Origin of the sequence: Sphingorhabdus sp. Alg231-15 (genome assembly GCF_900149705.1) — a bacterium.
In the GTDB taxonomy this organism is placed as follows: domain Bacteria; phylum Pseudomonadota; class Alphaproteobacteria; order Sphingomonadales; family Sphingomonadaceae; genus Parasphingorhabdus.
In genome coordinates this window covers 2,410,315-2,433,278 of sequence record NZ_LT703001.1, presented here as the reverse complement: position 1 = coordinate 2,433,278, position 22,964 = coordinate 2,410,315, and the positions used below count along the sequence as shown (strand labels likewise).

At 55.1% G+C, this 22,964-nt stretch carries 22 protein-coding genes and 1 tRNA gene; 13 read left to right on the top strand and 10 right to left on the bottom strand.

Annotated features, from left to right (window positions below; translation table 11 throughout):
- Positions 1-2: 2 nt before the first annotated feature.
- Positions 3-2,819 carry a Kelch repeat-containing protein gene (locus DG177_RS17735; RefSeq protein ID WP_337658783.1) on the bottom strand — a complete coding sequence of 939 codons (2,817 nt, stop codon included), beginning with the start codon at positions 2,817-2,819 and terminating at the stop codon, positions 3-5.
- Positions 2,820-2,924: 105 nt separating this feature from the next.
- Here DG177_RS17735 and DG177_RS12075 point away from each other — a divergent pair, with 105 nt between their 5' ends.
- Complete coding sequence (locus DG177_RS12075; protein WP_337658782.1) at positions 2,925-4,310, top strand: GntP family permease; 1,386 nt, start codon at positions 2,925-2,927, stop codon at positions 4,308-4,310.
- Here the strand turns inward: DG177_RS12075 and DG177_RS12070 are convergent.
- Positions 4,290-4,787: a gluconokinase gene (locus tag DG177_RS12070; RefSeq protein ID WP_337659033.1), complete on the bottom strand. Its 498-nt coding sequence runs from the start codon at positions 4,785-4,787 to the stop codon at positions 4,290-4,292. The two genes, DG177_RS12075 and DG177_RS12070, sit on opposite strands and share 21 nt — an antisense overlap.
- Before the next feature lie 122 nt (positions 4,788-4,909).
- Here DG177_RS12070 and DG177_RS12065 point away from each other — a divergent pair, with 122 nt between their 5' ends.
- Both DG177_RS12065 and DG177_RS12060 read left to right on the top strand, forming a co-directional pair.
- Positions 4,910-7,276 carry a glycoside hydrolase family 3 N-terminal domain-containing protein gene (locus DG177_RS12065; RefSeq protein WP_108811707.1) on the top strand — a complete coding sequence of 789 codons (2,367 nt, stop codon included), beginning with the start codon at positions 4,910-4,912 and terminating at the stop codon, positions 7,274-7,276.
- A complete protein-coding gene (locus DG177_RS12060) occupies positions 7,273-8,310 on the top strand; it encodes an SMP-30/gluconolactonase/LRE family protein (RefSeq protein ID WP_337658781.1) in 1,038 nt (345 codons plus the stop codon). Before DG177_RS12065 ends, DG177_RS12060 begins: the two co-directional genes overlap by 4 nt.
- Positions 8,311-8,319: 9 nt before the next feature.
- On the opposite strand, the gene DG177_RS12055 is transcribed toward DG177_RS12060, so the two are convergent.
- Genes DG177_RS12055 through ftsE form a run of 4 tightly spaced genes read right to left on the bottom strand, consistent with a single transcriptional unit; the run spans position 8,320 to position 11,203 of the window.
- Positions 8,320-9,009 (bottom strand): 1-acyl-sn-glycerol-3-phosphate acyltransferase, encoded by a 690-nt coding sequence (locus tag DG177_RS12055; protein ID WP_108811706.1) that lies wholly within the window; start codon positions 9,007-9,009, stop codon positions 8,320-8,322.
- A gap of 2 nt (positions 9,010-9,011) precedes the next feature.
- Positions 9,012-9,545: an ElyC/SanA/YdcF family protein gene (locus DG177_RS12050; RefSeq protein ID WP_108811705.1), complete on the bottom strand. Its 534-nt coding sequence runs from the start codon at positions 9,543-9,545 to the stop codon at positions 9,012-9,014.
- Positions 9,546-9,554: 9 nt separating this feature from the next.
- Entirely contained in the window at positions 9,555-10,481 is a 927-nt protein-coding gene (locus DG177_RS12045; RefSeq protein ID WP_108811704.1) for an FtsX-like permease family protein, read from the bottom strand.
- 8 nt (positions 10,482-10,489) lie between these two features.
- The gene (gene ftsE, locus DG177_RS12040; protein ID WP_108811703.1) at positions 10,490-11,203 is read right to left on the bottom strand and encodes a cell division ATP-binding protein FtsE; all 714 of its coding nucleotides are present in this window, start codon (positions 11,201-11,203) and stop codon (positions 10,490-10,492) included.
- A gap of 200 nt (positions 11,204-11,403) precedes the next feature.
- Here ftsE and DG177_RS12035 point away from each other — a divergent pair, with 200 nt between their 5' ends.
- Positions 11,404-12,162: an MJ0042-type zinc finger domain-containing protein gene (locus DG177_RS12035; RefSeq protein ID WP_108811702.1), complete on the top strand. Its 759-nt coding sequence runs from the start codon at positions 11,404-11,406 to the stop codon at positions 12,160-12,162.
- A gap of 23 nt (positions 12,163-12,185) precedes the next feature.
- On the opposite strand, the gene DG177_RS12030 is transcribed toward DG177_RS12035, so the two are convergent.
- Entirely contained in the window at positions 12,186-12,464 is a 279-nt protein-coding gene (locus DG177_RS12030; protein WP_337658780.1) for a hypothetical protein, read from the bottom strand.
- 261 nt (positions 12,465-12,725) lie between these two features.
- Between DG177_RS12030 and DG177_RS12025 the strand changes: the two genes are divergently transcribed.
- The 6 genes from DG177_RS12025 to DG177_RS12000 all read left to right on the top strand — a co-directional run bounded on the left by DG177_RS12025 (position 12,726) and on the right by DG177_RS12000 (position 17,104).
- Positions 12,726-12,814, top strand: a tRNA-Leu gene (locus DG177_RS12025).
- Positions 12,815-12,959: 145 nt separating this feature from the next.
- Entirely contained in the window at positions 12,960-13,319 is a 360-nt protein-coding gene (locus tag DG177_RS12020; RefSeq protein ID WP_108812947.1) for a hypothetical protein, read from the top strand.
- A gap of 39 nt (positions 13,320-13,358) precedes the next feature.
- Positions 13,359-13,991 (top strand): hypothetical protein, encoded by a 633-nt coding sequence (locus DG177_RS12015; RefSeq protein ID WP_108811700.1) that lies wholly within the window; start codon positions 13,359-13,361, stop codon positions 13,989-13,991.
- 12 nt (positions 13,992-14,003) lie between these two features.
- Positions 14,004-14,591: an NAD(P)H-dependent oxidoreductase gene (locus DG177_RS12010; RefSeq protein ID WP_108811699.1), complete on the top strand. Its 588-nt coding sequence runs from the start codon at positions 14,004-14,006 to the stop codon at positions 14,589-14,591.
- 113 nt (positions 14,592-14,704) lie between these two features.
- On the top strand, positions 14,705-15,517 hold the full coding sequence (locus tag DG177_RS12005; protein WP_337658779.1) for a universal stress protein: 813 nt from the start codon (positions 14,705-14,707) through the stop codon (positions 15,515-15,517).
- 18 nt (positions 15,518-15,535) lie between these two features.
- The gene (locus DG177_RS12000) at positions 15,536-17,104 is read left to right on the top strand and encodes an MBL fold metallo-hydrolase (RefSeq protein ID WP_108811697.1); all 1,569 of its coding nucleotides are present in this window, start codon (positions 15,536-15,538) and stop codon (positions 17,102-17,104) included.
- Between the two features lie 7 nt (positions 17,105-17,111).
- Here DG177_RS12000 and DG177_RS11995 read toward each other — a convergent pair whose 3' ends face one another.
- Positions 17,112-18,293 (bottom strand): L,D-transpeptidase family protein, encoded by a 1,182-nt coding sequence (locus DG177_RS11995; protein WP_108811696.1) that lies wholly within the window; start codon positions 18,291-18,293, stop codon positions 17,112-17,114.
- A gap of 83 nt (positions 18,294-18,376) precedes the next feature.
- Between DG177_RS11995 and DG177_RS11990 the strand changes: the two genes are divergently transcribed.
- A complete protein-coding gene (locus DG177_RS11990; protein WP_108811695.1) occupies positions 18,377-18,991 on the top strand; it encodes a murein L,D-transpeptidase catalytic domain-containing protein in 615 nt (204 codons plus the stop codon).
- A 20-nt stretch (positions 18,992-19,011) separates the two neighbouring features.
- Here DG177_RS11990 and DG177_RS11985 read toward each other — a convergent pair whose 3' ends face one another.
- Both DG177_RS11985 and DG177_RS11980 read right to left on the bottom strand, forming a co-directional pair.
- Positions 19,012-19,854, bottom strand: a complete 843-nt coding sequence (locus DG177_RS11985; protein WP_108811694.1) for a universal stress protein — start codon at positions 19,852-19,854, stop codon at positions 19,012-19,014.
- Between the two features lie 138 nt (positions 19,855-19,992).
- On the bottom strand, positions 19,993-20,520 hold the full coding sequence (locus DG177_RS11980; RefSeq protein WP_108811693.1) for an Hsp20 family protein: 528 nt from the start codon (positions 20,518-20,520) through the stop codon (positions 19,993-19,995).
- A gap of 227 nt (positions 20,521-20,747) precedes the next feature.
- Here DG177_RS11980 and DG177_RS11975 point away from each other — a divergent pair, with 227 nt between their 5' ends.
- Together DG177_RS11975 and DG177_RS11970 are read left to right on the top strand one after the other, a co-directional pair.
- Entirely contained in the window at positions 20,748-22,280 is a 1,533-nt protein-coding gene (locus tag DG177_RS11975; RefSeq protein ID WP_108811692.1) for a PAS domain S-box protein, read from the top strand.
- Positions 22,270-22,911, top strand: a complete 642-nt coding sequence (locus DG177_RS11970) for a response regulator (RefSeq protein ID WP_108811691.1) — start codon at positions 22,270-22,272, stop codon at positions 22,909-22,911. Before DG177_RS11975 ends, DG177_RS11970 begins: the two co-directional genes overlap by 11 nt.
- Positions 22,912-22,964: the final 53 nt, after the last annotated feature.

The following is a 22,964-nucleotide window of genomic DNA, read 5'->3' as shown; positions in this document are numbered from 1 at the left end:
CCTCACTGCGATTGAAGGAGCGCGACCCAGTCCGTACCGATTTTCGCTGAAGGTGGCGACACCAATAGCTTTCCGTTGGCTTGTGCTTCGGTAGCCTCGCCTGCGACCCGGCGACCAGTGACCGGATCATGATAGAGAATATCAAAAGCGCCCGGTCTACCGACATCGACACGCGCCGTACCGCCATCCGGTAGATAAACAGCATAAAGCTGGCCAGCCTGACCCAGGCAATAGGCATCCTTGCGATCAACCGCATCATTGCAGGGCTGCATATCCCAATAGGGCAGATGTTCGTTGAAGAAATCAAGCGCGTTGGCGGTCTGGCGCCAAAGACTCGCCCGCAGGCGCCAATCTTCAGACGCCAGATCATTGGCGGGATATTTCGCGCCAAAATACCATTCAACGCCAGCCCCACCGCCCAGCAAATGGCCCCATAAGGCATGACGGCGCAAGCTTTCATGATCGGTCGGATCGAGTGAATCGGGCAAGGCGCCCGTGTCCCACTTGCCGATTTCATCCATGGTTATCAGCCAGTCTCGGCCCGTTTTCGCTGCCAAGTTGCGCCATTTCTGGACTTCGCTGTTGACGGTGGTGCGCTCTGACACCTGAAAAGAAAGCCCGTCCAGTCCGGGGTTTCCGAGTAATGGCCCGGCTATTGTATCTTTGTCTGCAGGCTCGCTGTGCGTATGAAGCAAGACAGGATGTTGATAGGGATCGGCGGCTTTCAGATAGGCGATCATTTGCCGCCGCTGGTCATCATTCTGCCCTTCGGGACGCCAGTGGACCGGCCCATTTTCTTCGCCCAAGTTCCAGACCAGGCCATTATGATGGCCAAAGCGGGCAATGAGTTCGGACAGATACAGTTTGCGATGCAAGGCCGTTTCGCCACCGTCGAGCATCAGTTCATTTTCGGTCTCCTGCGTCACAATGTGAAGCAAAATACCCTTGGCCTGCATGTGGCTGAACAGGATTTCCCACTGGTCGAGCTTGCTCGCATCAAACCGGCTAAAATCATCCGGGTCCCGATAAGGCCAGATGTCCTTTCCATCGCCCAGGATATTAAGAGTCAGGAAATAAGCACTGTTCATCCGTTGTGCCGCGAGATAGTTGATCGCGCCGATAATTGCCTTGCCCTTACCGTCACGCCAGCTGGGATCGCCCGGTCGCCAGTCTTTGAGATGCGGTGCGAATCTGTGGATGCTTCCACCAGCGTCAGATTCACCGTCACGGGCGTTATCTGCCATACGATAGGTGCCATCAAAATCCACATAGGCAAGCAAGTTTTCCGGGCTGTTGGTTCCGCCCTTCAGCCAATATTGCCCCGATTGGGAAAATCGAAAATAACCTGAATCGGCAACCAGCAGGCCGCGATCCTGGTGACGGAAGTCGGGTCCGGCCTTGTCCGATCCGGTGACCAGAAAGCTGCCGCTAGTTTCTGCCAGCATTATGGTTTCGCCAGCCATCGGATCGGGATTTATCGCAATGTTCCTGCCCCGGGCCAGCCGAGCCTGCCATTGCCACTTCCCCGGTTCATCGGGTGCGAACCGGACTTGCCAGATATTCCCTTTCTCAGCCCCGGTTTCCGCCGCATTGCCGTCGGCAGCATAAAACCCGCGGATCGTGCGGCTTTTGCCCTCATGGGTGAAGGTCACGGTCAATCGATAATCGGTGAAGGGATTGTCAGCCGACAGTTCCGAACGGGCGGGACCGGCGAAGGACAATTGCATCTTGTGCCATTGCATTGCAACGGGCTGCGCCTCAGCAGCGTTTCTGACTACAGGCATCTGGTTGAGAGCAGGTGACAGCTTGAGCCGTTCAATGCTGGTCAATTCCGGCTCGCCACCCCGATTGCCGGAACCGGACGCGGTATACAAATAGTCACCGATCATCGCAAAACCCGATCCGTGACGCCCCCGCCCGAGGGACGGCCATTTGTGCCATGTGCCGGTGTCAGAACGAAAAGCCTGCACCTCGTTATGTGCCTGTTTTTGCGCACCGCTTTCGCCCCCACCGATAACGACATGACCGTTCCACGCCACTGCCATATTGCCCGCCCGCTCGGTGGGAATGGAATGGACGCTGTTCATCGCCTGCCAGCGACTGGTGGCAAAATCAAAGACATCACCGATGGTTGTTGTCTGTTCGAACCCCAGCTGCTTCGCCTGCTCCGTCCGGCGGCCTGCGAAGGCATAAAGCTTGCCATCCCAGTAAACCGCCTGAAAGTGGTCCCGCGCTTGCGGAGCGTCGGGCAGGACACGCCAGACACCGGTTGCCGGATCAAATTCGTCAAACCACGGCACATAACCATTCATATGCCCATTGGTTATCCCGCCGATCATATAGAATTTCCCATCCCGGATAATTACCCCGGCCCCGCCGCGACGACGACTGACCGGAATGAACGGACCATATTCAAACCGGTCCTGCTCTGGATAATAGATGATGATCCGGTCCAGTGGTTGCTCATTCGGCCAGCCGCCGGTCATTGCCCCCATCAAATAGATCGCATCGCCATGGGTAACCGCCTGGAAATGATGTATCTCAACCGGAGGCCGGGATTTTTCAGTCCAGCGGTTGGTGGCCGGATCATAGACATCGACTGGATTGATCCGCCGCCCACCGATTAAGTATAGCTTGCCCTTGAAAGCCACGAGACCGGCTTCGTGACGGGCGGTCGGCGCTCCGCGCGCCGATATAGTCTCCCATTCTGGCGCTGTACCGACAGCCGCAACGCTGTTCGCTGACGATGGCATACAGGCGGTCAGAAATGTAAGGCACAGAAAGAGGATAGGTTTCCAAATTTCAGATATCGCCAGCATATCCATTCCTCCTTTATTTTGGCCCGCTGGCGCCTTTAGACAACCATATTGCCAGCTATTGCCCCAGTGCTTATGACACTATTACAACGTTGTCATATTTGTAGATTGAAAACAAGTTCAGGGGAGGAAACAATCGACTGGATCATTGAAAACCGGGCCTTGTTGGCGATGCTGCTGAGCATGTTGGCGCTTTTGATATTGATCATGCGTGCAAAAATGCACCCTTTTCCGGCGTTGCTGATGGCCGGGATTGCCGCAGCACTGGGTGCGGGCCTGGCACCGGCAGAGGCCATTGCCGCTGTCGCCAAGGGCATGGGCGGGACGCTTGGCGGAATCGCGGCGGTCATCGGGCTTGGGGCGATGTTTGGCGTGCTGGTCGAACATGGCGGCGGCGTGACCGCTCTGGCGCATTATGTGACCCGAGGCAGCGGATCGAAACTGACCCGTTGGATGCTCGGGCTGGTCGGTATCATCATTGCCATCCCGGTTTTTTTCGACGTCGCCTTCATCATTCTCTTCCCTTTGATCATGGCTTTTTCTCGCCGGTTTTCGATGGTACCGCTGGCCTTTGCTTTGCCGCTATTGGCCGGGCTAGCAGGTGCCCATGCGTTCATCCCGCCAACGCCCGGGCCGATCGCGGTGGCGCAGCAATTACAGGTTGATCTGGGTTGGGTCATGCTATTTGGCCTGATCGCCTGTATTCCCGCAGCTCTCGTTGGCGGACCTATTTACACCAGCATAGCTTTGCGCAAAGGTTGGCTTGCGGCGGGACATCCTTTGCCACTGGCTGGCAGCAAACCGGTACAGCAGGATTTTGATCCGCACATTGCAAAGATTGCTCTGGGACTGGTCCTAATGCCTCTGGTGCTGATTATAACCGGAGCAGTGGCTGGGCCGCTGGGCTTAGCTGAAGGCGCGCTACGCAGCATCTTGGAGACCGCGGGCATGCCGGTTATTGCTTTGCTGATAGCCTGCGGCATGGCGTTCCTCGCAATGCGCCCGAGCGATGCAGATAGTCGCGCAGCATTGCGTCAGGCGATTGAAAAGTCACTGGAGCCCGTCGGTGTTGTCTTGCTCGTAACCGGTGCCGGCGGAGCGTTCAAGCAAGTGCTGGTCGATACCGGCGCGGGCCAGTCCTTGGCCAATGCAACCTTGATGCTCGGCATTGCACCGATTGTCTGCGGCTTCCTTATCGCCCTGTTGCTGCGCATTGCGCAAGGCTCGGCCACGGCAGCGATGATCACTGCGGCCAGCCTAACTTTTCCGATTGCCTCCGCCGCTGCACTGACTCAGCCTCAACTGGCTCTGGTCGCGGTGGCAATTGCAGGTGGCGCAACCGCATGTAGCCATGTCAACGACAGTGGCTTCTGGCTAATCAACCGCTATTTCGGACTGACAACTACGGAGACGTTGAAAAGCTGGAGCGTGAGTTCCACGCTCACCGGCATAACCGGATTTATCACTGCGCTTTTACTCTATCCGTTTGTCTAGAGCGGATAATATCACATCGCAAATTGCTTCAGGTGTCTGCATACCGTCGACGGTCAACCGGCTGAGCGGCAATTCGAGTGCTTGCAATTGCGACTGTAGCAGGGTCGGGGGCATGAAATGTCCGGTGCGATCTTCCATGCGTTGCTGCAATATCTCATCCGGTACATTGAGATATATCCAGTGACAGGGCCGTTCGACCGCACAGGATAGCCGAAGGCGTACAGCGTCGTTCAACGCAGAGCAGGCCAGGATCACGGGGCCATCGCCTGTATCATTCACCGCCTTAGCCATTGCATCAATCCACGGGATGCGATCCTCTTGGTTGAGCGATTCAACCGCAGCCATTTTTTGCAGATTTTCGGGTGGATGGAACACATCACCTTCAAGAAAGGGCCATCCTGTATGTCGGGAAAGCGATAGTGATACGGTTGATTTACCGCAGCCGGATACACCCATGATGACCAGCAGCACATGCATCTGTTTCAATTGATCTGCCTCCTCTCCCGATCCGGTGCCTATCATTTCGCGGCGATGATTGACAACCTTGTCATTGACGTGAGTTTATGAGTAGAGTGGCAAAAAGACTAAGGGAGAGATCAATGAAATTCACGCGGATAGCGATGCCGGCAGTAATTCTGGCTATGATCATGTCGGGATCAGCACCAGCGGTACACGCGCAGGATCAGGATCCCGGTCCCTTGCCCACACATGTCACCGACACGGCCAGCGTCATGGATATTCCAGCGGCCATACCCACCAAGGCCAGCCCCCGGATCGAAGCCTTGCTCCGCCGGATGACCCTTCAGGAAAAAGTCGGCCAACTAACTCAAGCAGCGGGAGGACGGTCAAAGACGCTCAACTCCAAGCTGACCCCAAGCGAACTCGACCGCGTAAGGACTGGTAAAGTCGGATCCTATTTGCATGTTGCCGGCGCCGAACCTTTGCGCGCATTACAGAAAGTAGCGGTTGAGGAAAGCCGCCTCAGGATTCCGCTGCTCTTTGCAATGGATGTCGTGCATGGCTATCGCACCATCTTCCCTGTACCGATCGCTATAGCAGCCAGTTGGGAACCCGAGCAGTGGCACCATACCGCCAGCATCTCGGCCGTCGAAGCAAGCAATTCAGGGTTGCACTGGACGTTTGCGCCGATGGTGGATGTCACCCGCGATCCTCGTTGGGGCCGGGTCGTCGAAGGCGCCGGCGAGGATGCTTATCTCGGCAGCATCATGACCGCCGCGCAGGTGCGTGGTTATCAGGGACAATCGCTAAGCGGTGCCGGCACAATGATGGCGACGACCAAGCATTTCGGTGCCTATGGTGCACCGCTGGGCGGGCGGGATTATGGCACAGCAGAGATTAGCGAGCGGGCGCTCCACGAGATTTATCTACCACCATTTTACGCTGCGATGCAGGCTGGCACGGGCAGCTACATGACCGCGTTCAATGATATTGGGGGGCAGCCGACAACCGGTAATGCCGATCTTATCAACGGCATGCTACGTGCCCGATGGGGTTTTGACGGTATGCTGGTCAGCGACTGGAATGCTGTCGCCGAACTGATCAATCACGGCATCGCGGGCAGCCGCGCCGACGCAGGCACACTCGCCATATCCGCGGGTGTTGATATGGACATGATGAGCCTCGTTTATGCCAATGATCTGACCAAGGCTGTTGCGGCCAATCCCAGGCTTATGGCGCATGTCGACAATGCCGTGCGCAATGTACTGACTGCCAAGGAACGGCTTGGTCTGTTTGATGATCCGATGGCCTATCATGATCTTGCAGCCGAAACAGCCAATATCCGCGCCGCCGCCCATATCGTCGCGGCTCGCGAGGTGGCCGAGCGTTCGATAGTTTTGCTGAAAAACAGCGATAATATACTACCTCTCGCGGCCAATGCGCAAAAAATTGCGATTATCGGCGCCATGGCAACCGACGTCCAGAGCCAACTAGGAAGCTGGCGTGCACGCGGCGACAAGACTGAGGTCATCAGCATATTGGAGGGTATCAAGGCTGCTGCACCTGAAGGTTCCGTGGTCGCATTTTCAGCCGGGGCCGCACCGCAAAGCCCGGACGAAAGCGGCATCCCTGCGGCAGTAACTGTAGCGAAGGACAGTGACATTGTGCTGCTAACCATCGGCGAGGATTATGACCTGTCAGGGGAAGCGCGCAGCCGGTCATCGCTCGCTCTGCCGCCATCACAGCTGGCGCTTGCCGAGGCTATATTTGCCACAGGAAAGCCGGTAATCGTGTTGCTGACCGGTGGCCGTCCTCTTGCCATTCCAGAGATCGACAAGAATGCAGACGCCATTGTGATGACATGGTTGCTGGGCAATGAAGCCGGCCCTGCCATCGCCAATATCGTTTTTGGCAAGGTTGCGCCTGGCGGCAAACTGCCCATTGCCTTTCCGCGGACCACCGGAGCCGTGCCTTATAGCTACAGCGAATATCCCGCTGGTCGTCCAGCCAATCCGGATCCGGTCAAAGACAGCAACCGGTTCAAGGACCTGCCGATCACGCAGCTTTATCCTTTTGGCCACGGGTTATCTTATGCTGACATCATGATCAGCGATCTGTCGCTGAGCAGCACAACCCTTTCGCCAGGTGGCAGCATCGATATTTCGGTTAAGCTAACCAACCGGGACAATCGTCCCGGAGATGAAACAGCGCAGCTCTATCTGCGGGATGTCGTGTCGCGGCAGGCCCAACCCAAGATGATGTTACGCGGGTTCAAGCGTGTGACCCTGCAGCCCGGGGAAAGTCGTATGGTGAAATTCACCCTGACACCTGAGCAGCTGACTTACTATGCCAAAGACGGTAAATGGCGAGCAGAAGCCGGGCGTTTCGACATCATGGTCGGAGCGTCAGCCGAAGACATAAGACAGCGTGGTAGTTTTACCTTAAGTGAGGGAGTCGAAAGCGCCGTTCCTGCCGCCGCCATTGCCACGAAAACGGAGGTTAAATGACCGACAGCATGCAATTGAACCGCAGAATATTTATCGCCGCTTCGACCGCGACCGCACTGGCCGCCTGCACCGGCGCTGTCACCGCTCAACCAGAGACCCGGCGAAAGCGGCCTATGTTCGGAAAGGTCGAACGACTCGATTCCGCACTTGATGAAGTGATCGATAGCAGCCTGCAGCTGGAGCAACTTGCCAGCGGCTTTCAGTGGTCCGAAGGACCAGCATGGGACAGCAAGCGCGAGCGGCTTTACTTTTCCGATGTTCCGCAAAACACCGCTTATGTCTGGTCGGAAGCGGAAGGTCTGACGATATTTCGCAAACCTTCCGGGCTAGCCGAAGGCGATGGCACTAACGGCTTGCTTATGGGCAAAAATGGTGAGCTGCTAACCGCCAATCATGGCAAACGGGCCCTGACCGCTTTTGACATTGAAAGCAGAGAGGACCGCATCATAGCGGACAGATTTGAAGGCAAGAAGTTCAATAGCCCCAATGATCTGGTCGAAGCAAAAGACGGGACCATATATTTTACCGATCCGCCTTACGGGTTGAAAGGTGGCGATCAGTCGCCGCTTAAGGAACTGGCGCACAATGGCGTGTACCGGCGCAGCCCGGATGGAAGCCTATCGCTGATCGATGACAGCCTGACCCGACCCAATGGCATTGCCTTGTCACCGGATGAACATACGCTCTACGTTGCGCAATCGGACCCGCAGAAACAGCTGTTGAAAAACTATGCCATCGCCGCTGACGGAACGATATCTGACAGGGGCCTCTTCTTCGATGCCCAACATCTGGCAGGCGCTGACGCGCCGGGTTTGCCTGATGGAATGTGCGTTGCCCGGACAGGGCATATCTTTGCTACCGGTCCCGGTGGCATATTGATTTTATCACCTTCCGGAACATTGCTGGGCCGCATATTGGCGGAAAAAGCGACTGCCAATTGTGCCTTTGGTAATGACGGAAAAATGCTGTACCTGACAACCAGCGACCGGTTGGCAAGAATAGCGTTGAAAGTCACCGGCATTGGCTTTGGCTAGAGTGGCCAATCAGTCATTCAGCATGTTGATCGCGTTATGGACCCGGTTGCGAATATCCTCGCGGTCGAGCCCGGGTTCAATCTCGCTTTGCACTGCATAGGTGATCACACCACTATTCTGCACAAAAGTATCGCGCGGCGAGATGATGCCACTATCCAGTGCCACCGGTACGAGCGGTAGGCCCATTAGCTTGTAGATACCGGCAAAACCGGTCTGTAACTCAGGACGTTCGCCATGATGCGCGCGGCTGCCTTCGGCAAAAATCACAATCGGGCGACCCTCGGCAACTGCTTTCTTCGCCTGTTTGATAATCTGGCGCATCGCCGCCCCGCCGCCATTGCGGTCGATTCCCAGCAGCCCGTGTTTCTTCGCAATCCAGCCCCACAAAGGAATTACCAGCAGTTCCTTTTTGGCAATCACAACCGGCTTGTCGAATATGCGCAACAGATCGATCGTCTCGAACATGCTTTCATGCTTGAAAACGTAGAGAAGCGGCTCGTTACGGATTTCACCTTTGATCTGCACCGTTATGCCCAGAATATATCGCGCACAGAAATAGTGATAACGGCTCCATAACTGCGCCATATAATGGGTGCCGGGTTCCGAAAATAACGCAACCAGAAAAGACAAGATGATGATCGGTGTCGAGCCGCCATAAAAGATCGGAATGAACATCAATGAGCGAATGGCTGCCAGCATTGTTAAACCCCTGCCAATGACGCGAGACGGCGCATCAGATATTTATTATATTCCTTGAACAGGGTGCCCAGCGAAGGCGCGGTAGCCACGGCATCGGAAATGATCACAATATCCGTCGGTACTGCGCGTTCCAGTTCCAGCTGCGCGCGTCGCATGTGCCAGTCGGATGTCACCAGGCGCAGTGAACTGTCATCCCGTCCCGCAGCCCAGCGCGCTGTTTCCAGAGCATTGGACCGCGTGTCAACCGCCTGGAAGCCCAGGTCAATGCAACATTCAAAAAGCTCCTCGGAACGATCATATGCGGCAGCCAGTTCCCCGGGTTTGACATCCCGGTCCACACCCGAAATCAGCAAATATTGCGCTTTGTCTGCTTCGATCAACTGCAAGGCATGTTCGATGCGCTGGGGTCCGCCGGTCAGGACAACAATAGAGTCTGTGCGCACGTCATCCCCCGCAGCGCGCGGCAAATCAATCGCAAACCAGGCGAAACCGATCATCCAGAAAAGCAACAGAAAACAGAAGAAACGCAAGATCATATGATGTGACTACAATATTTTTTTCAGCGCGCCCATGACTGTCATTCGCGCAGTCACCATCGCAAGTATCATTCCCAATATCGGAACGAACCCGATAATCAACCAGCTATACCATGATAGCTCCAAGGATTGTACCAGCCCCGACCCCAATGCCGAAAGCTGCATCCCGAGCAGCAGGATGATGGCGGCCCCGCAGATCAAACCCAATATCCCGCCAAGCAAAGCATCAAGCGCAATCCGCCGCTGAAAAAGACGGCTGATCTGGCGGTCTGTTCCGCCCAGCAAGTGAATGACCCCGATAGTTTCCTTGTGGGTATTCAGAGCCGCCCGAGCCGAGATGATCACCGCAGCCGCTGTGGCCATAGCGAGCAATATCACCAGACCGAACGCAATCCATTGGAGTGAGCGGACCAATGCAATAACAGGCGCGATCAGACCGCTGCTGGGTTCTATAAGAGCGCTGGGAGCGAGCGGGCCAATGGCACCTCGCAAAGCCTCCAATTCGCTCGTACCCGCCGCGCGCACCAGTTTCAGGTCAATCAAAGCCGGCAGTGGGATGTCTTCCAGCAGGCTGCCAGCTTGTGAACCGGCCTGCGCTGAGCCTGTCTGGCCCAACCATGGGGCGATCAGTTCTTCAATCTCTTCGGGAGGCAAGACCCGGACCTCGTCGACCAAATCCATTCCGCGCAGCCGGGCCGCCGCGTCTTTGGCCTGTTGTGCTTTGGAAACGGGATTGGCCTCAATAATCTGAACCGTAGCGCGGCTCGACAGCTGATCCGAAACCTTTTGCCCGGCCTCGGCAAAAGCAAGACCCATTGCTGTCGCCAAAACCGTCAGAAAGATCATGATCGCGATAACCCACGGCATGGGACCCGACAGGCGCCCTTCGGGTATCAGCCTCCGATCATGACCGGGTATGACGAAAAGGCTAAGCATAATGCGACCTATTGCGCTCTGTCACGGGGCAGGGGCGGGTTGCGCAAGGAACCAGTGGGGTCGGAAAGGCCGCCCTTTTCGAGCTTCATCATCTGAGCACCCGGCACCTTGCTGAGCAAGTGAATGTCATGGGTCGCTACAACAATGGTGGTGCCCAGTGTGTTCAAGGCTTCAAACAGCTGCAACAAACGCACCGCCATATCCGGATCAACATTGCCGGTTGGTTCGTCGGCAACCAGAATCTCCGGACGGCCGATGACCGCACGGGCAATGGCAACACGCTGCTGCTCTCCGCCCGACAAGGTTGCTGGCCGGGCTTCGGCCCGGTCGCCGAGTCCAACCCAGTCGAGCATCTCAGCCACCGGTGTAACCAAATCCTTCTCTTTTACCCCTGCAACCCGCAGAGGCAGCGCAATATTGTCAAAAGCGGAAAGATGCGGAACCAGCCGGAAATCCTGAAACACCACGCCGATGCGCCGCCGGAAACCGGGCAGGCGTTCCCGCGACATGGTCACCGCATCTTCGCCAAACAGCCGAATCAAACCGCGGCTGGGCCGCTGTGCCAGATAAAGCAATTTCAACAGTGAGGTTTTACCCGCACCGGAAGCGCCCGTCAGGAAGTAGAAACTGCCGGGATATAGGGTGAAGGTAAGGTCCGACAGCGTCTCGACACCCGCTCCATAGCGCAGACCGACATTTTCAAATTGAACAATTTCATTCATCGGGTTTGGTTATATCGCCTGATCGGGTTGGGACGCACTAAATTTCTGTTTCCATTAGGACCTTACCTGCGGAAAAATCAACTGCCGCGTGCCTATTCACCTGCCATAGGGACATGAAAACGTGGAAAAAAAGGCACTTGTCTCAAAAGCATGAACCCCAGACTTGCAGTTTCATGGATTGGCGTGTTTAGAAGGACGTCATGATATTGAATTGCCCGGCCTGCAAAACACGCTATCTCGTGCCCGACAGTGCAATCGGTCCTACCGGCCGGTCGGTTCGCTGCGCCTCATGTCGTCATAGCTGGTTTCAGGAACCGGCCCCGCCAGAGCCGGTTAAAACAGCGGAACCAGCCGTTCAGGCGCCTGCGGGTGCGCCGCCGGCGCCGCCCGTCAAAACAGCGTCTCCACAAGATCCGACAGCGTCGCCAGAAACCCGGGCGACAACGCCAGCGCCGCCAACCGAACCAGTCACACCGCCTTTTGTGTCGGAAACCAGCAGTTTCGCGCACGAGCCGCCGTTCAAACCGCGCCGCAATCCTGCCAAATTATGGACTATCGCTGCCGTGGCCTTCGCCAGTCTGGTCATTCTGGCCGGCGGCGCGCTCTATGCTTTCGGCACGCCAAACTGGTTTCAAGGCTATCAAATGGCCTCAGTCGACGAAACCCCGCTTCTGATCGAACTGAGCCAGAAACAGGATCGCCGGACGCTGCAGGACGGCACCGAATATTTCGCTGCCAGCGGAACGATTATCAACCCGACCGATGCCGAGCAATCGGTACCACCAATGCTGGTCATCCTGCGCGATGCCAGCGGACGGATTGTCTATAGCTGGAAGATGAAGGCTCCAACCAAAGAGCTGGCCCCCGGTGGCAGGGTCAACTTCAACGAAGCCAAGCTCGACGTGCCGCGTTCCGCGAGTCAGCTGGAAGTGGGTTGGGCCGACACCAGCCGCCAGTAACTATTATATAGACCGTCTTGCGATTAGTGAAATTCGGTAAGCCCAACGCGCTGCTGATCATCCAGAGTGATTTGCCCGCGCGTCCGAACCATTGGCGCAACATGGTTTTTTGATCGCGGTTTGGCAGCATCACGCTGCTCCGCGCTGCCAAAATATATGACTTCTCCGCTCACAATGCGCGCCGAGACGGTAACCTGCACCCGCGAGCCTGATTGCACCGATGATCCAGCTAAAGTTGCCGGTTTCGCGACTGCCGGCGTGGCCGCCATCATGGTCGCGGCCAACAGGGTCAAAGAGAACAAGCTGCACTGCATAAGCCAAGAAAAGCCCGCAAAACCGCTGCCTGACAAGGTAAATAGAAGGTTAACGCGATAATATTCCGTTCTTTGCACCCAAAAAACGGACGAAACGAGCCAGACTGTATGAGATGGGGACATATTTCGCGGCGCTCTTAATGCGCTCAGCGCGTTTGATCAGCATCAACAATATCTGTTGCGGGCCTATCCACCCTTTGCTAAGGGCACGCGCCTACCAGGGTCTCATGGCCCGGTTCGGATGACAGTGCGGTCGTGGCGGAATTGGTAGACGCGCAGCGTTGAGGTCGCTGTGGGGTTAATACCCCGTGGAAGTTCGAGTCTTCTCGACCGCACCAGTCTCTCTTCTCAATCATACTGCTTTCAGGCATGCACCCGGTTCGTTTCTGGAATCCGGCTGGGGGGCTGTCGTTTGATACGGCTATTCTGAACTACGCAATATTGCGTATCGCGCTGCGCTCGATCACGCGCCAGATATCGAGCATGACTTGGAAAACAATACGCCTTGAATTGGCCCGAACTGCCGATCATCCCAATGGATCGTCGGCTCACGCTTATGTATTTCGTGTACCGCTTGATAACGAAGGATTGATTGATCCAGTGGCGCTTCGTGAAGCGGAAAAACGGCCAGTGGTCCGGCGCTTCTGGCCGGGCGAGCAGGATCAGAATGGTGTTGTCATATCCAGCGACAAGGGTTGGGCGTTTTCTTACAAGGTCGGCGATGATGACGATGAAGTGATATTCGGACTGCAAAATCATCCGATCAAGGTCGGCGAATATCTGACGATCACCGAAGCCGATGGCAGCGAACTGCCATTCAGAGTGATCCGCAGCCACGAATAAGAGCGGATCGATAAAGGGGGTTAAAATGGAGGAGTCACCATGATTTATCGTGCACGATATTCGCGCAGCCTTCTGGTTGGCGCAGCGCTGCTCTGCCTCGTCGGCACACCCGCCGCAGCCGAATGTGTGATCGGTTCAGAGCCGCTGTTCGATCCGTTTGCGCCTTATAAGGGCGGCTCTGCCATCGTCCATAAAGACAGCGGTTTTGTGTTCCCGGCCGAATCAGCTGGGTTCAGACGGCTGTGTGAAATGACCACCGATTTTTCCGGCGACAATTTCCAGATCCGCTATGAGCGCGTGTTTGGCGAGCAGCTGGTGGCCGTCGATATCGCGGTCGTCCATCTCGAAGACCTGACCGCGCGCGATCACTATCAGATTATCAAGCCCACGGTTATGTCGCACTATGCCAGCGCGTCCATTGAGTCAGAAGGCGACTATTTCGTTTCAGGACGGGAAGACCTGTCCGCCTATCAAGGCATATTTGACGGGCAAAGAGATAAGGTTCCTTGGCATGTCAGTCTAACCGCGATTGACTATGGCTATTGGGACGCGCGTCTGATCGCATCCTATCCGCACCAACTTGATGTGCCCGCACAAGAAGCGCTGATGGAGCTGGTCGCGGCCTTCCAATGGCAAAGCCCCGCCGATCAAGAGAAGGACGCAGACGAATAGCGGAGAAACACCATGAAACGCATCGCGATTATTGACGGTCATCCTGACCCCGATCCGGCCCGGTTCGGCCATGCCCTTGTCTCCGCTTATGCCCATGGAGCCAAAGAGGCAGGTCACCAGGTCCGCGAAATCCGCCTCGCTGGACAGGATATTCCGATATTGCAAAGCCGCAGACAATGGATGGAAGAAGACCTGCCAGCCAGCGTCAAACCAGGGCAGGACGCGATAAAATGGGCACAGCATATCGTATTTTTCTACCCGCTTTGGATGGGTGATATGCCGGCCCTGCTGAAAGCCTTTATTGAACAGGCCTATCGCCCGGGCTTCGCGCTCGATTATGGCGAGGAGGGCGATCGAAAAATGCCCAAAAAACTGCTTACCGGAAGATCCGCTCGCCTGGTTGTCACCATGGGGATGCCGGCGATTTTTTATCGAGCCTATTTTGCTTCGCATAGCGTGCGGAGTTTCAAACGCAATATTCTCGCTCTGACCGGTGTCGACCCGGTTGCGACCTCCTTGATCGGTAATGTCGATGGCAGCGCCAAGCATCGCGAACGCTGGCTGAAAAAGATGATCGATCATGGCGCCAATGGCGATTGAGACCGCCGTCTGCGGCTCCGTATTATCCCTTATACAGAGCCAAAAACGATGGGGATACACTTCTTCAACTGATGCTTTCCAAGCAGAAGGTCATCAAAAATAGGAGAAAAATCATGAAATCCGTGCTGCTCTACGTCAATGATGACACTGGTTTGGAGGCGAGACTGCAGGCGGCGCTGGATGTCACTCGCGCAACTCATGGTCATCTCCATTGCTTGCGCGCCAATCCCTACAATCCGCAGATGGCCTTTGATGGTGTAACCGGCATGTCGGTGGTTTATGATGTTGCGAAGCTGACACGGGATGCCGACGAAAAACTGCGCGCCGAAATTGAGAGCCGCATGGCGGATGAAGATGTCCCCTGGGACTATCAGGAGGTCAATGCCAGTCCGGCGCGCGGCCTGGCCCGCAACTCGGCGCTGGCCGATATTATGGTTTTGAGTTCCGCAAGCGGCGACAAGGATAATGTTTTGCCCATGGGCATATTGGGCGATGTCCTGTTCAACACAAATGTCCCGGCACTAGTGCAGCCCGATAGCGTCAAGAAATTCGATGCCGCAGGCGTTGCCGTGGTAGCCTGGAATGGCAGCTTTGAAGCCGGGAACGCCCTGCGTGCTGCAGTGCCATTGCTGCATCTGGCGAGCGCTGTGCACATCCTGACAGTGGATGAAGATAAGGATCACGATCTGCCTCCACTGGCCGCGTCAGAATATCTCTCGCGTCACGGCATCACTTCGGAAATACATAGCATGTCCGCCAAGAAACCGTCTGTCGAGGCCGTGTTGCTATCCACCGTCGAAGCCTTGCATGGCAGCTATATGGTGATGGGTGCCTATGGTCACAGCCGAGCGCGCGAATTTCTCTTTGGCGGCGTTACACGAAGTTTGTTTAGAGATTGCCCGGTGCCGCTTATTGTTTCCCATTAGGTTTTTCGGGGTTGAGTAATGACCGAAACCACCAATATCAAATTTCACGGTGCAGCTGGCACGGTTACGGGCTCCTGTTTTGAAATCAGTGGTGCCGGCAAAACCATCCTGGTTGATTGCGGCCTGTTTCAAGGTACCCGTTCACTCGAACGGCTTAACTATGAACCGCTACCGTTTGATCCCGTAAAAATCGATGCGATCATTCTCACCCATGCTCATCTCGATCACAGCGGGAAATTGCCGTGTTTACATGCTCATGGCTGCAAGGCGCCGACTTACTGCAGTAGTCCTACCGCTGACATATTGAAGCCGCTGCTGCTCGACTCGGCGAAGCTGCAAGCTGCATCGGTCGAGCGCCGCAACCGGCGCGCAGACCGCGCAGGCCTGCCGCCCTTCATACCGCTTTACAGCGGATCGGACGTCACCAAATTGATGAAAAGCATCGAAACAGTCGAGTATTGCGAAGAGGTTGATCTGGGCAATGGTGTATCGTTCCGACTATGGGACGCGCGGCATATTGTCGGCTCCGCCTCGGCGGAGATAAACATCGGTGGTCAACGGTTGATGATTTCGGGAGACATTGGTTCGGGAAGTGCAATTAACTGCGCCGGACTGCAGCTTGGCGGATATGATCATATTGTCTGTGAGGCAACCTATGGCGCGCGCGAACGGGAGGAAACGCTGATCAGCGAACGCCGGGAAGCGCTGGCACAGTTCGTCGAGGATACGCTCAAAGCCGGTGGAAACCTGCTGATTCCTGCCTTTGCGGTGGAACGCACCCAGATCATTCTGGAGGATTTTCTCGCCCTTTTTGACTCAGGGCGACTATCGGCGGTTAATGTTTTTCTCGATGCTCCGCTCGCACAAAAAGTGACGATGGCGGTGCTGAAATATCGCGATAACGGAGCGGAATTGCTCAAACGTACCAACATCCGATTCATCCAGTCGGTCGCCGAATCCAAGCAGCTAAACCGGATTACCGGTGCTGTTATCATTGCCGGATCGGGAATGTGTGAGGGCGGGCGGATTCGTCATCATCTCATCCGCAATTTGCCCAAGCGGCAATCCAGGGTCCTGTTTACGGGCTTTCAGGTCGCCGGAACATTGGGGTCTGTCCTGATGGACGGTGCCAAATTGGTCCGCATCTCGGGCAATGATGTTAACGTCAACGCCGATATCGCCGTCCTTCATGGCTATTCCAATCATGCCGACCGCAAAGGACTGGCCCAATGGATCAAGGAACATAGTCCGATCTCGGGAACCATATTTCTGGTCCATGGCGAAGAAGCAGGCCTGCACGCTCTGTCGAAAGACCTCACCGCCACAGGTCAGTATAGTCAGCCGGTACTGCCAGCGCTCGGCGAACAATGGACGTTGGAGGCGCATCAACAGGCGCGATTGCAATCAGCTGCGCGCAGCGATGCCGACCAGCTCATCGCACCGCAAGACTGGACCTCGCGGCTCGCAGCATTGCGGTCCTCGGTACAGCAGAAGGTTCGTGCGTTGCCATCTGATCAGGATCGCGAAAAAATGCTGAAGTCTCTTGAACGAGCCCTGGAAAGCTATCAGCAAGAAAAATTACGTTGAGCCGCGTTTACGAATAGCAGACGTCTTCTCCAGATCGGATTTCGGATGCTGCCACGACAGCGGCTTTCCCGTCGCGCCGATAAATGTCTGGCCCATCGCGCCGATAAATATCTGGATAGAAAGAAACGCCGCCATCACCGTCACCCTCGGCGGTAAAATAGGCGATGTAGATCGGGATGGCTTGCTTCATTTTCAGCCTCTCCGTCTTGCCTTCATCCAGGATCATATCCACGGCTTCGCCCGAGTGATCATTGGCCAATAGCGTCTTGGCAAAACCAATCGCATCGCCCACCCGTACACAGCCATGGCTATAAGTTCTGACTTCGTTCCCAAACAGCTTTCTGTTTGATGTATCATGCAGGTAAACCGAATAGGCGTTCGGCATGATAAGCTTCATCAATCCCAAGGCATTGCCGGGGCCCGGACGCTGGCGATAGCGGCCATTTTGAAACACATAACCTTTGCGGCGAGCGGTCGCTGGTCGATTGCGTACCATCGCACCGATCCCTTCGGCGACGATCGAGGAAGGAATTTCCCACCAGGGGTTCAGGACAACGCCTTCCACTCTTGTATCAAAAATGGGCGTCGGCGTTTTGGTCTTGCCTACGATCACTGGCCAGGTGCCAAATTTTTTGTGGTTCTTCCACAGGGTCACTTCAAAGCTCGCAGCGTTGACGATCAGATAGGTCTTACCAAGATAAAGCGGCATCCAGCGCCAGCGCTCCATGTTCAGCTCGATTGCCGCACGCTTTTGAGGATCGACTTCATTGGCCAACGCTTGGCGAAGCATCTCATAATGCGGGTTTTGCGGCTTATAGGCTTCGAACAACGGCCCTAGCTCGTTGCGGCTCAGGGCCAATCGCAACAGCCGGTCATTGTCGATCAAATTGTCGCGGCTTTTGATATGCCAGCGCGCACGACCCAGGCCTTTGAGACATCCCTGAAGATAGGCCTGTGCAAGCTGCTTTGCGGCTGCCGTTGCGGCTTTTGCATCCGTAAGGCCAAAGCGGCTGGAAATCTGGCAGTCAGCAAGCCCCTCGGCTGGCATATCATCAATCAGTGCCTGTAAATGAACCACCTGTGCCGGAGTCCAAGGCAGTGGCGGCGGCGATTGTGGCGGGCTTACCGGCTGTGCCGAAGCCGTTCCGAACATCAGCATCATGGCCATGGAAATCAGGAATTTTCTCATCCATCCCTTGTTTCGTCAGCGGTTCCTTCCCACAATAAGTATATCTACATAATCGCAAAAACCGCGGATTCTGTTAGATCTTGATGATGAAACGCAGAACGATATTAAAAACGGGCCTGATTGGACTCGGTACCAGTGTGGGCACATTATTGTCGCCAACTCTGCCTGCAATAGCCAAGACCCCGTCCTTGCTTGATCCCAAATTGCTTGCAAAGGCAAAAGCGGCGCTGGCAACGCATGACACATCTATCAAACATAAAGATGTTATCGGAATTGCCGACTATGGTCAGCATTCAGCCAAACCCCGCTTCCACCTTGTTGATATGATGAATGGCCGTACGACCTCTTTGCTGGTGGCCCATGGCAAGGGGTCGGACAAGAAGCATACCGGATGGTTGCAAGAATTTTCCAATGTGCCGGGCTCCGAAGCCTCCTCTGGTGGCAGCTACAGGACGGCGGCGGCCTATGTCGGGAAACACGGACGGTCCCGCCGCCTGGATGGGCTCGAACCAAGCAACAACATGGCTTATCAGCGGGCTATAGTCATCCACGGCGCATGGTATGTCGATGACAAGATGGTGAGTAAACACGGGAAGATAGGCCGCAGCCAGGGCTGCTTTGCTTTTTCGCAAACCGACCTTGACCAGATTCTCCGCCGGCTCGGTAGCGGGCGGCTTTTATATGCTGATAAAGGCTGAAGCGGATCGCTGGCTTCGCATTATTGCGGGTCGCGCACCATCATCACATCCTGTTTCAACCATCCCAACAAAACCCGTGCATTATTGCCCATGCTGGCGCGCATGAAACCGCTTTTGCCGTGCGTTCCCAGTACCACCAGATCAGATTTCACTTCCTTGATCTTTTTGAACAGCACAACCCCTAGTTCACCTTTTTCATTGGAAGCCTCGAGGCGGTTGAACGTGGCATTATCGATTGTTGTCTGAGCCAAAAACCGCTCCATTGATTTGGCTTCTTCAGAACCGATATCCTGTGCGACCTGATCGGATTTCAGCCAGCCACTATAGGGCAGGTTATAGGCGTGAACGAGATGGAGCGGCACCTGCGGAAATAGTTCCGCAGCGCTATTGAGAGCCGTCATTGAACAATCGGAAAAGTCGGTCGCGATCAATATGCTGCTATAGGGTTTGACCGGCTTGCGCTTGATGATCAGCACCGGAACATCGGCGTGACGAACAATATGGTCCACCGGTGATCCCAGGAAGACATCAGTGAACCCATCATAATGAGCAACACCGGTTACGATCATGCCGCAGCGTTCCCGCTTGGCGGTCTCTATCACCAGCTCCCCGACATTTCCCATTTGGATGACGAATTCCACATCCACATCTGTTTCGGGCAATTCCTCTTCCAGCTGGATTCGCGCCTCTTTCGGCACCAGTCCTTTTTTCTTCGCTTGTTTGGGGTCTAGTACGTGGACCACGATCAGGCGCGTACCCCATGTCTTCGCCAGCATCAGCGCGCGATCAAAGGCCCGATCACAGCGCGCTGTCATATCAGTCGCCAGAAGGATGGGTTTACTAGTCATTTTTGTGTCAGCCATATTTAGAAACTATCCCATCAGGTTAGAAAAACGGGTGCAGGCCGCCCTCCCTGCTTATTGCGCCCCGGGGGGGGTGGGGGGGGGAAAGGGCGCTTGAAGGGATGGAAAGGCGACCTGCGTACCTCCTCAACCCGCTAGCTAAGCGGCGTTGATCGGGATCTTGCGTTCCTTCTTCAGCGCTTCGACACTTTTGGGAAGATGGACCGTCAACAGGCCATCTTTGGCGTCCGCGCTGATTTTTTTATGATCAATACCATCCGGCAGTTTGATTGCCCGTTCAAACATACCGTAGTGCCGTTCGGAAAACATGAAACTTTCACCTTCCTCTTCATGGCCTTCGGATTTTTCACCGGACAAACGGAGTATGCCGTCGGAGAGCTTTACTTCAATGTCTTCACTGCTCATGCCCGGCACTTCGGCGACCAACTCATATTCGTCCTTTTTGTCGCGCAATTCGACCACCGGATCGGCCGTATCATAAAATTTCTGCAACATTCTGGAGCCGAAAGCATTGCCTGGTGTTTCGTCAAACATCCGGTCAAACTCGTCACGCAACCGGTTGAGCGGTTCCCAGACATTGCTCGCCTGAACCGGCACATTGATGCGCCGGGTGCTGCTGGCTGAGCCGCTTGATTGGGCTGGTAATTTCGATTTTTTCTTGGTCATCTGCTCGTCCTCGCTTTGTCTCGAATCTCTCTGTCCGTTTCAATCACAAGAAATATTATCTTTATCCGGGAGGCAAAATCAGTGGTGTTCCCTACGTAGTTTTACGTATTTCCAGCTTTTGCTTTCTGGCGCGTAGCTTTCTCAAGATTTTTGGAGTTCGGAATGATCAGAAAATCATGTACTATTGAGCCTGTACGGGAGCATGAATTTCATAAGGATGTTGCGCAATGCGCGAAGACATGACTGTCACGGCCGACCGTCAGGATTATCTCGAAGCTGTGCTGGCCACTCTTCCTGAATGCATTGCAATTGTTGATCGCAATCTCAAACTTATAGACATGAATCAGGCCGGTCTGGCGAAAATCGGAGTTGCGCGCCTTGAAGACCTTCCGGAAGGCGCTCCGCTGACCCTGATTTCCCGCCCCTATCAGCGCATATACAGGGAAGCCTTCAAAAAATTGCTCAGCGGCAATGGGGGTGAGATTAGCGAACCTTTTCGCGTAGAGCTGAATGGAGTCAATGGCACCATCCATCTTATGGAATGCCGGCTGGCGGCGCTTTCAGACGAGGATGGGACGATCAACGCGGCAGTGATAACCTCGCGCGATGTTTCTGAATGGCAAAGCGCACTGGATTCCGCTGAACGATCCAATGCAATATTGGAATCAACGCTCGCCACCGTTCCCGATGCCATGGTGGTCATTAATGAGCGTGGCCTGATCAAGTCTTTCAATATCGCAGCCGAAGATCTGTTCGGGTATCAGGAATCAGAAATGCTGGACAAAAATGTCAGCATGTTGATGCCCTCCCCTCACCGCGACGCGCATGACGGTTATCTGGAACGCTATCTGCGCACAGGTGAAAAACAAATTATCGGCATCGGCCGAACGGTTGAAGCTCAAAAGAAGGATGGCACGATATTTCCCATAAGGCTGGAAGTCGGAGAAGCAAAAACCGCTGATCATTGCCTATTCACCGGTTTCATTGTTGATTTGACAAAACAGAAAACAACCGAGGCGGAGTTACAGGCGCTGCAAGAGGATCTCATGCATGCATCCCGGCTCAGCGCGGTTGGATCCCTGGCCTCCGCGCTCGCCCATGAGGTGAATCAACCTCTCACCGCGATTGCCAACTATCTTTCGGCGGCACGCGATTTGCTTGATCAAGGCGCGGATGCCAACAAGGCACTGCTATATGAGGCATTGCAGGAAAGTGTGTCAGAGAGCCTGCGCGCAGGAACCATTGTCAGGCGACTGCGCGAGTTTGTCGCCAAGGGCGAGATCAACCGGCAGATATTGTCGATCGCCCAAATGGTTGAAGATGCCATGACGTTGGGCCTGGTTGGCGCCTATGACAAAGGTATTGAATGCAAGACCAACATCGATCCTGATACCAATCATGTTTTTGCAGACCGCGTGCAGATACAACAGGTAATGGTCAACCTGATGCGCAACGCGATTGAGGCCATGGTCGACAGTCCCGTCAAACAGCTTGGCATCAGTGTCCAATCTGCGCCCAATAACCGAGTTGAAATCGCAATTTCCGATACCGGAAGCGGCATTGATCCGGAAATGGCCGACCAGCTTTTCCAGCCCTTTGCCACGACAAAGGGCGGCGGCATGGGACTGGGTCTGTCCATTTGCCGCACCATTGTCGAGGCACATGAAGGCAAGATATACGCCGAACCCAATCCGAAAGGGGGCACGATTTTCCGCATATTCCTGTTAAAAGCAGCCGAGGAGCAATTTAATGTCGAATGAACGCCTGGTCTATGTTGTGGATGATGATGATGCCGTACGCCGTTCCGCTGCGTTCATGCTGCGCCATGCCGGATTTCAGGTCCGGCCGGTGGAATCGGGTGTCGCCTTTCTGAAGCTTGCAAAAAATGCGGAGCGTGGCTGCGTATTGCTGGATGTCCGGATGCCCGAGATGAGCGGGCTGGAAGTTCAGCAGGAGATGGTCAAGCAAGGCATTGACATGCCGGTCGTCATCCTGACCGGTCATGGCGATGTCGAAATTGCGGTGCAAGCGATGCGTGCAGGCGCGATCAATTTTCTTGAAAAGCCCTATGAGAAAGAAGCGCTTTTGGCCGCCATGGAAGAGGCTTTTGAACGTCTGGAAAATGACGAACTGAAGGAAATGGCATCATCGGAAGCGCAGGTTCGCTTGGCCTGTCTGACCGGACGCGAACGCGATGTACTGGATGGCCTTATGACCGGTTATCCCAATAAGACCATTGCCTATGATCTTGGTATATCGCCCCGTACGGTCGAGATTTATCGCGCCAACATGATGGAGAAGCTGCGCGTGCGGAGTCTGGCTGAAGCGCTAAGGATAGGGTTTGCAGCCGAGGCTGGTGACACATTGGCTGCCAAGCCGACGCAGCACTGACTTAGGTATATCTGCGGATAGCGCTCATTGGGACCGCGAGAGACATTGGCGCG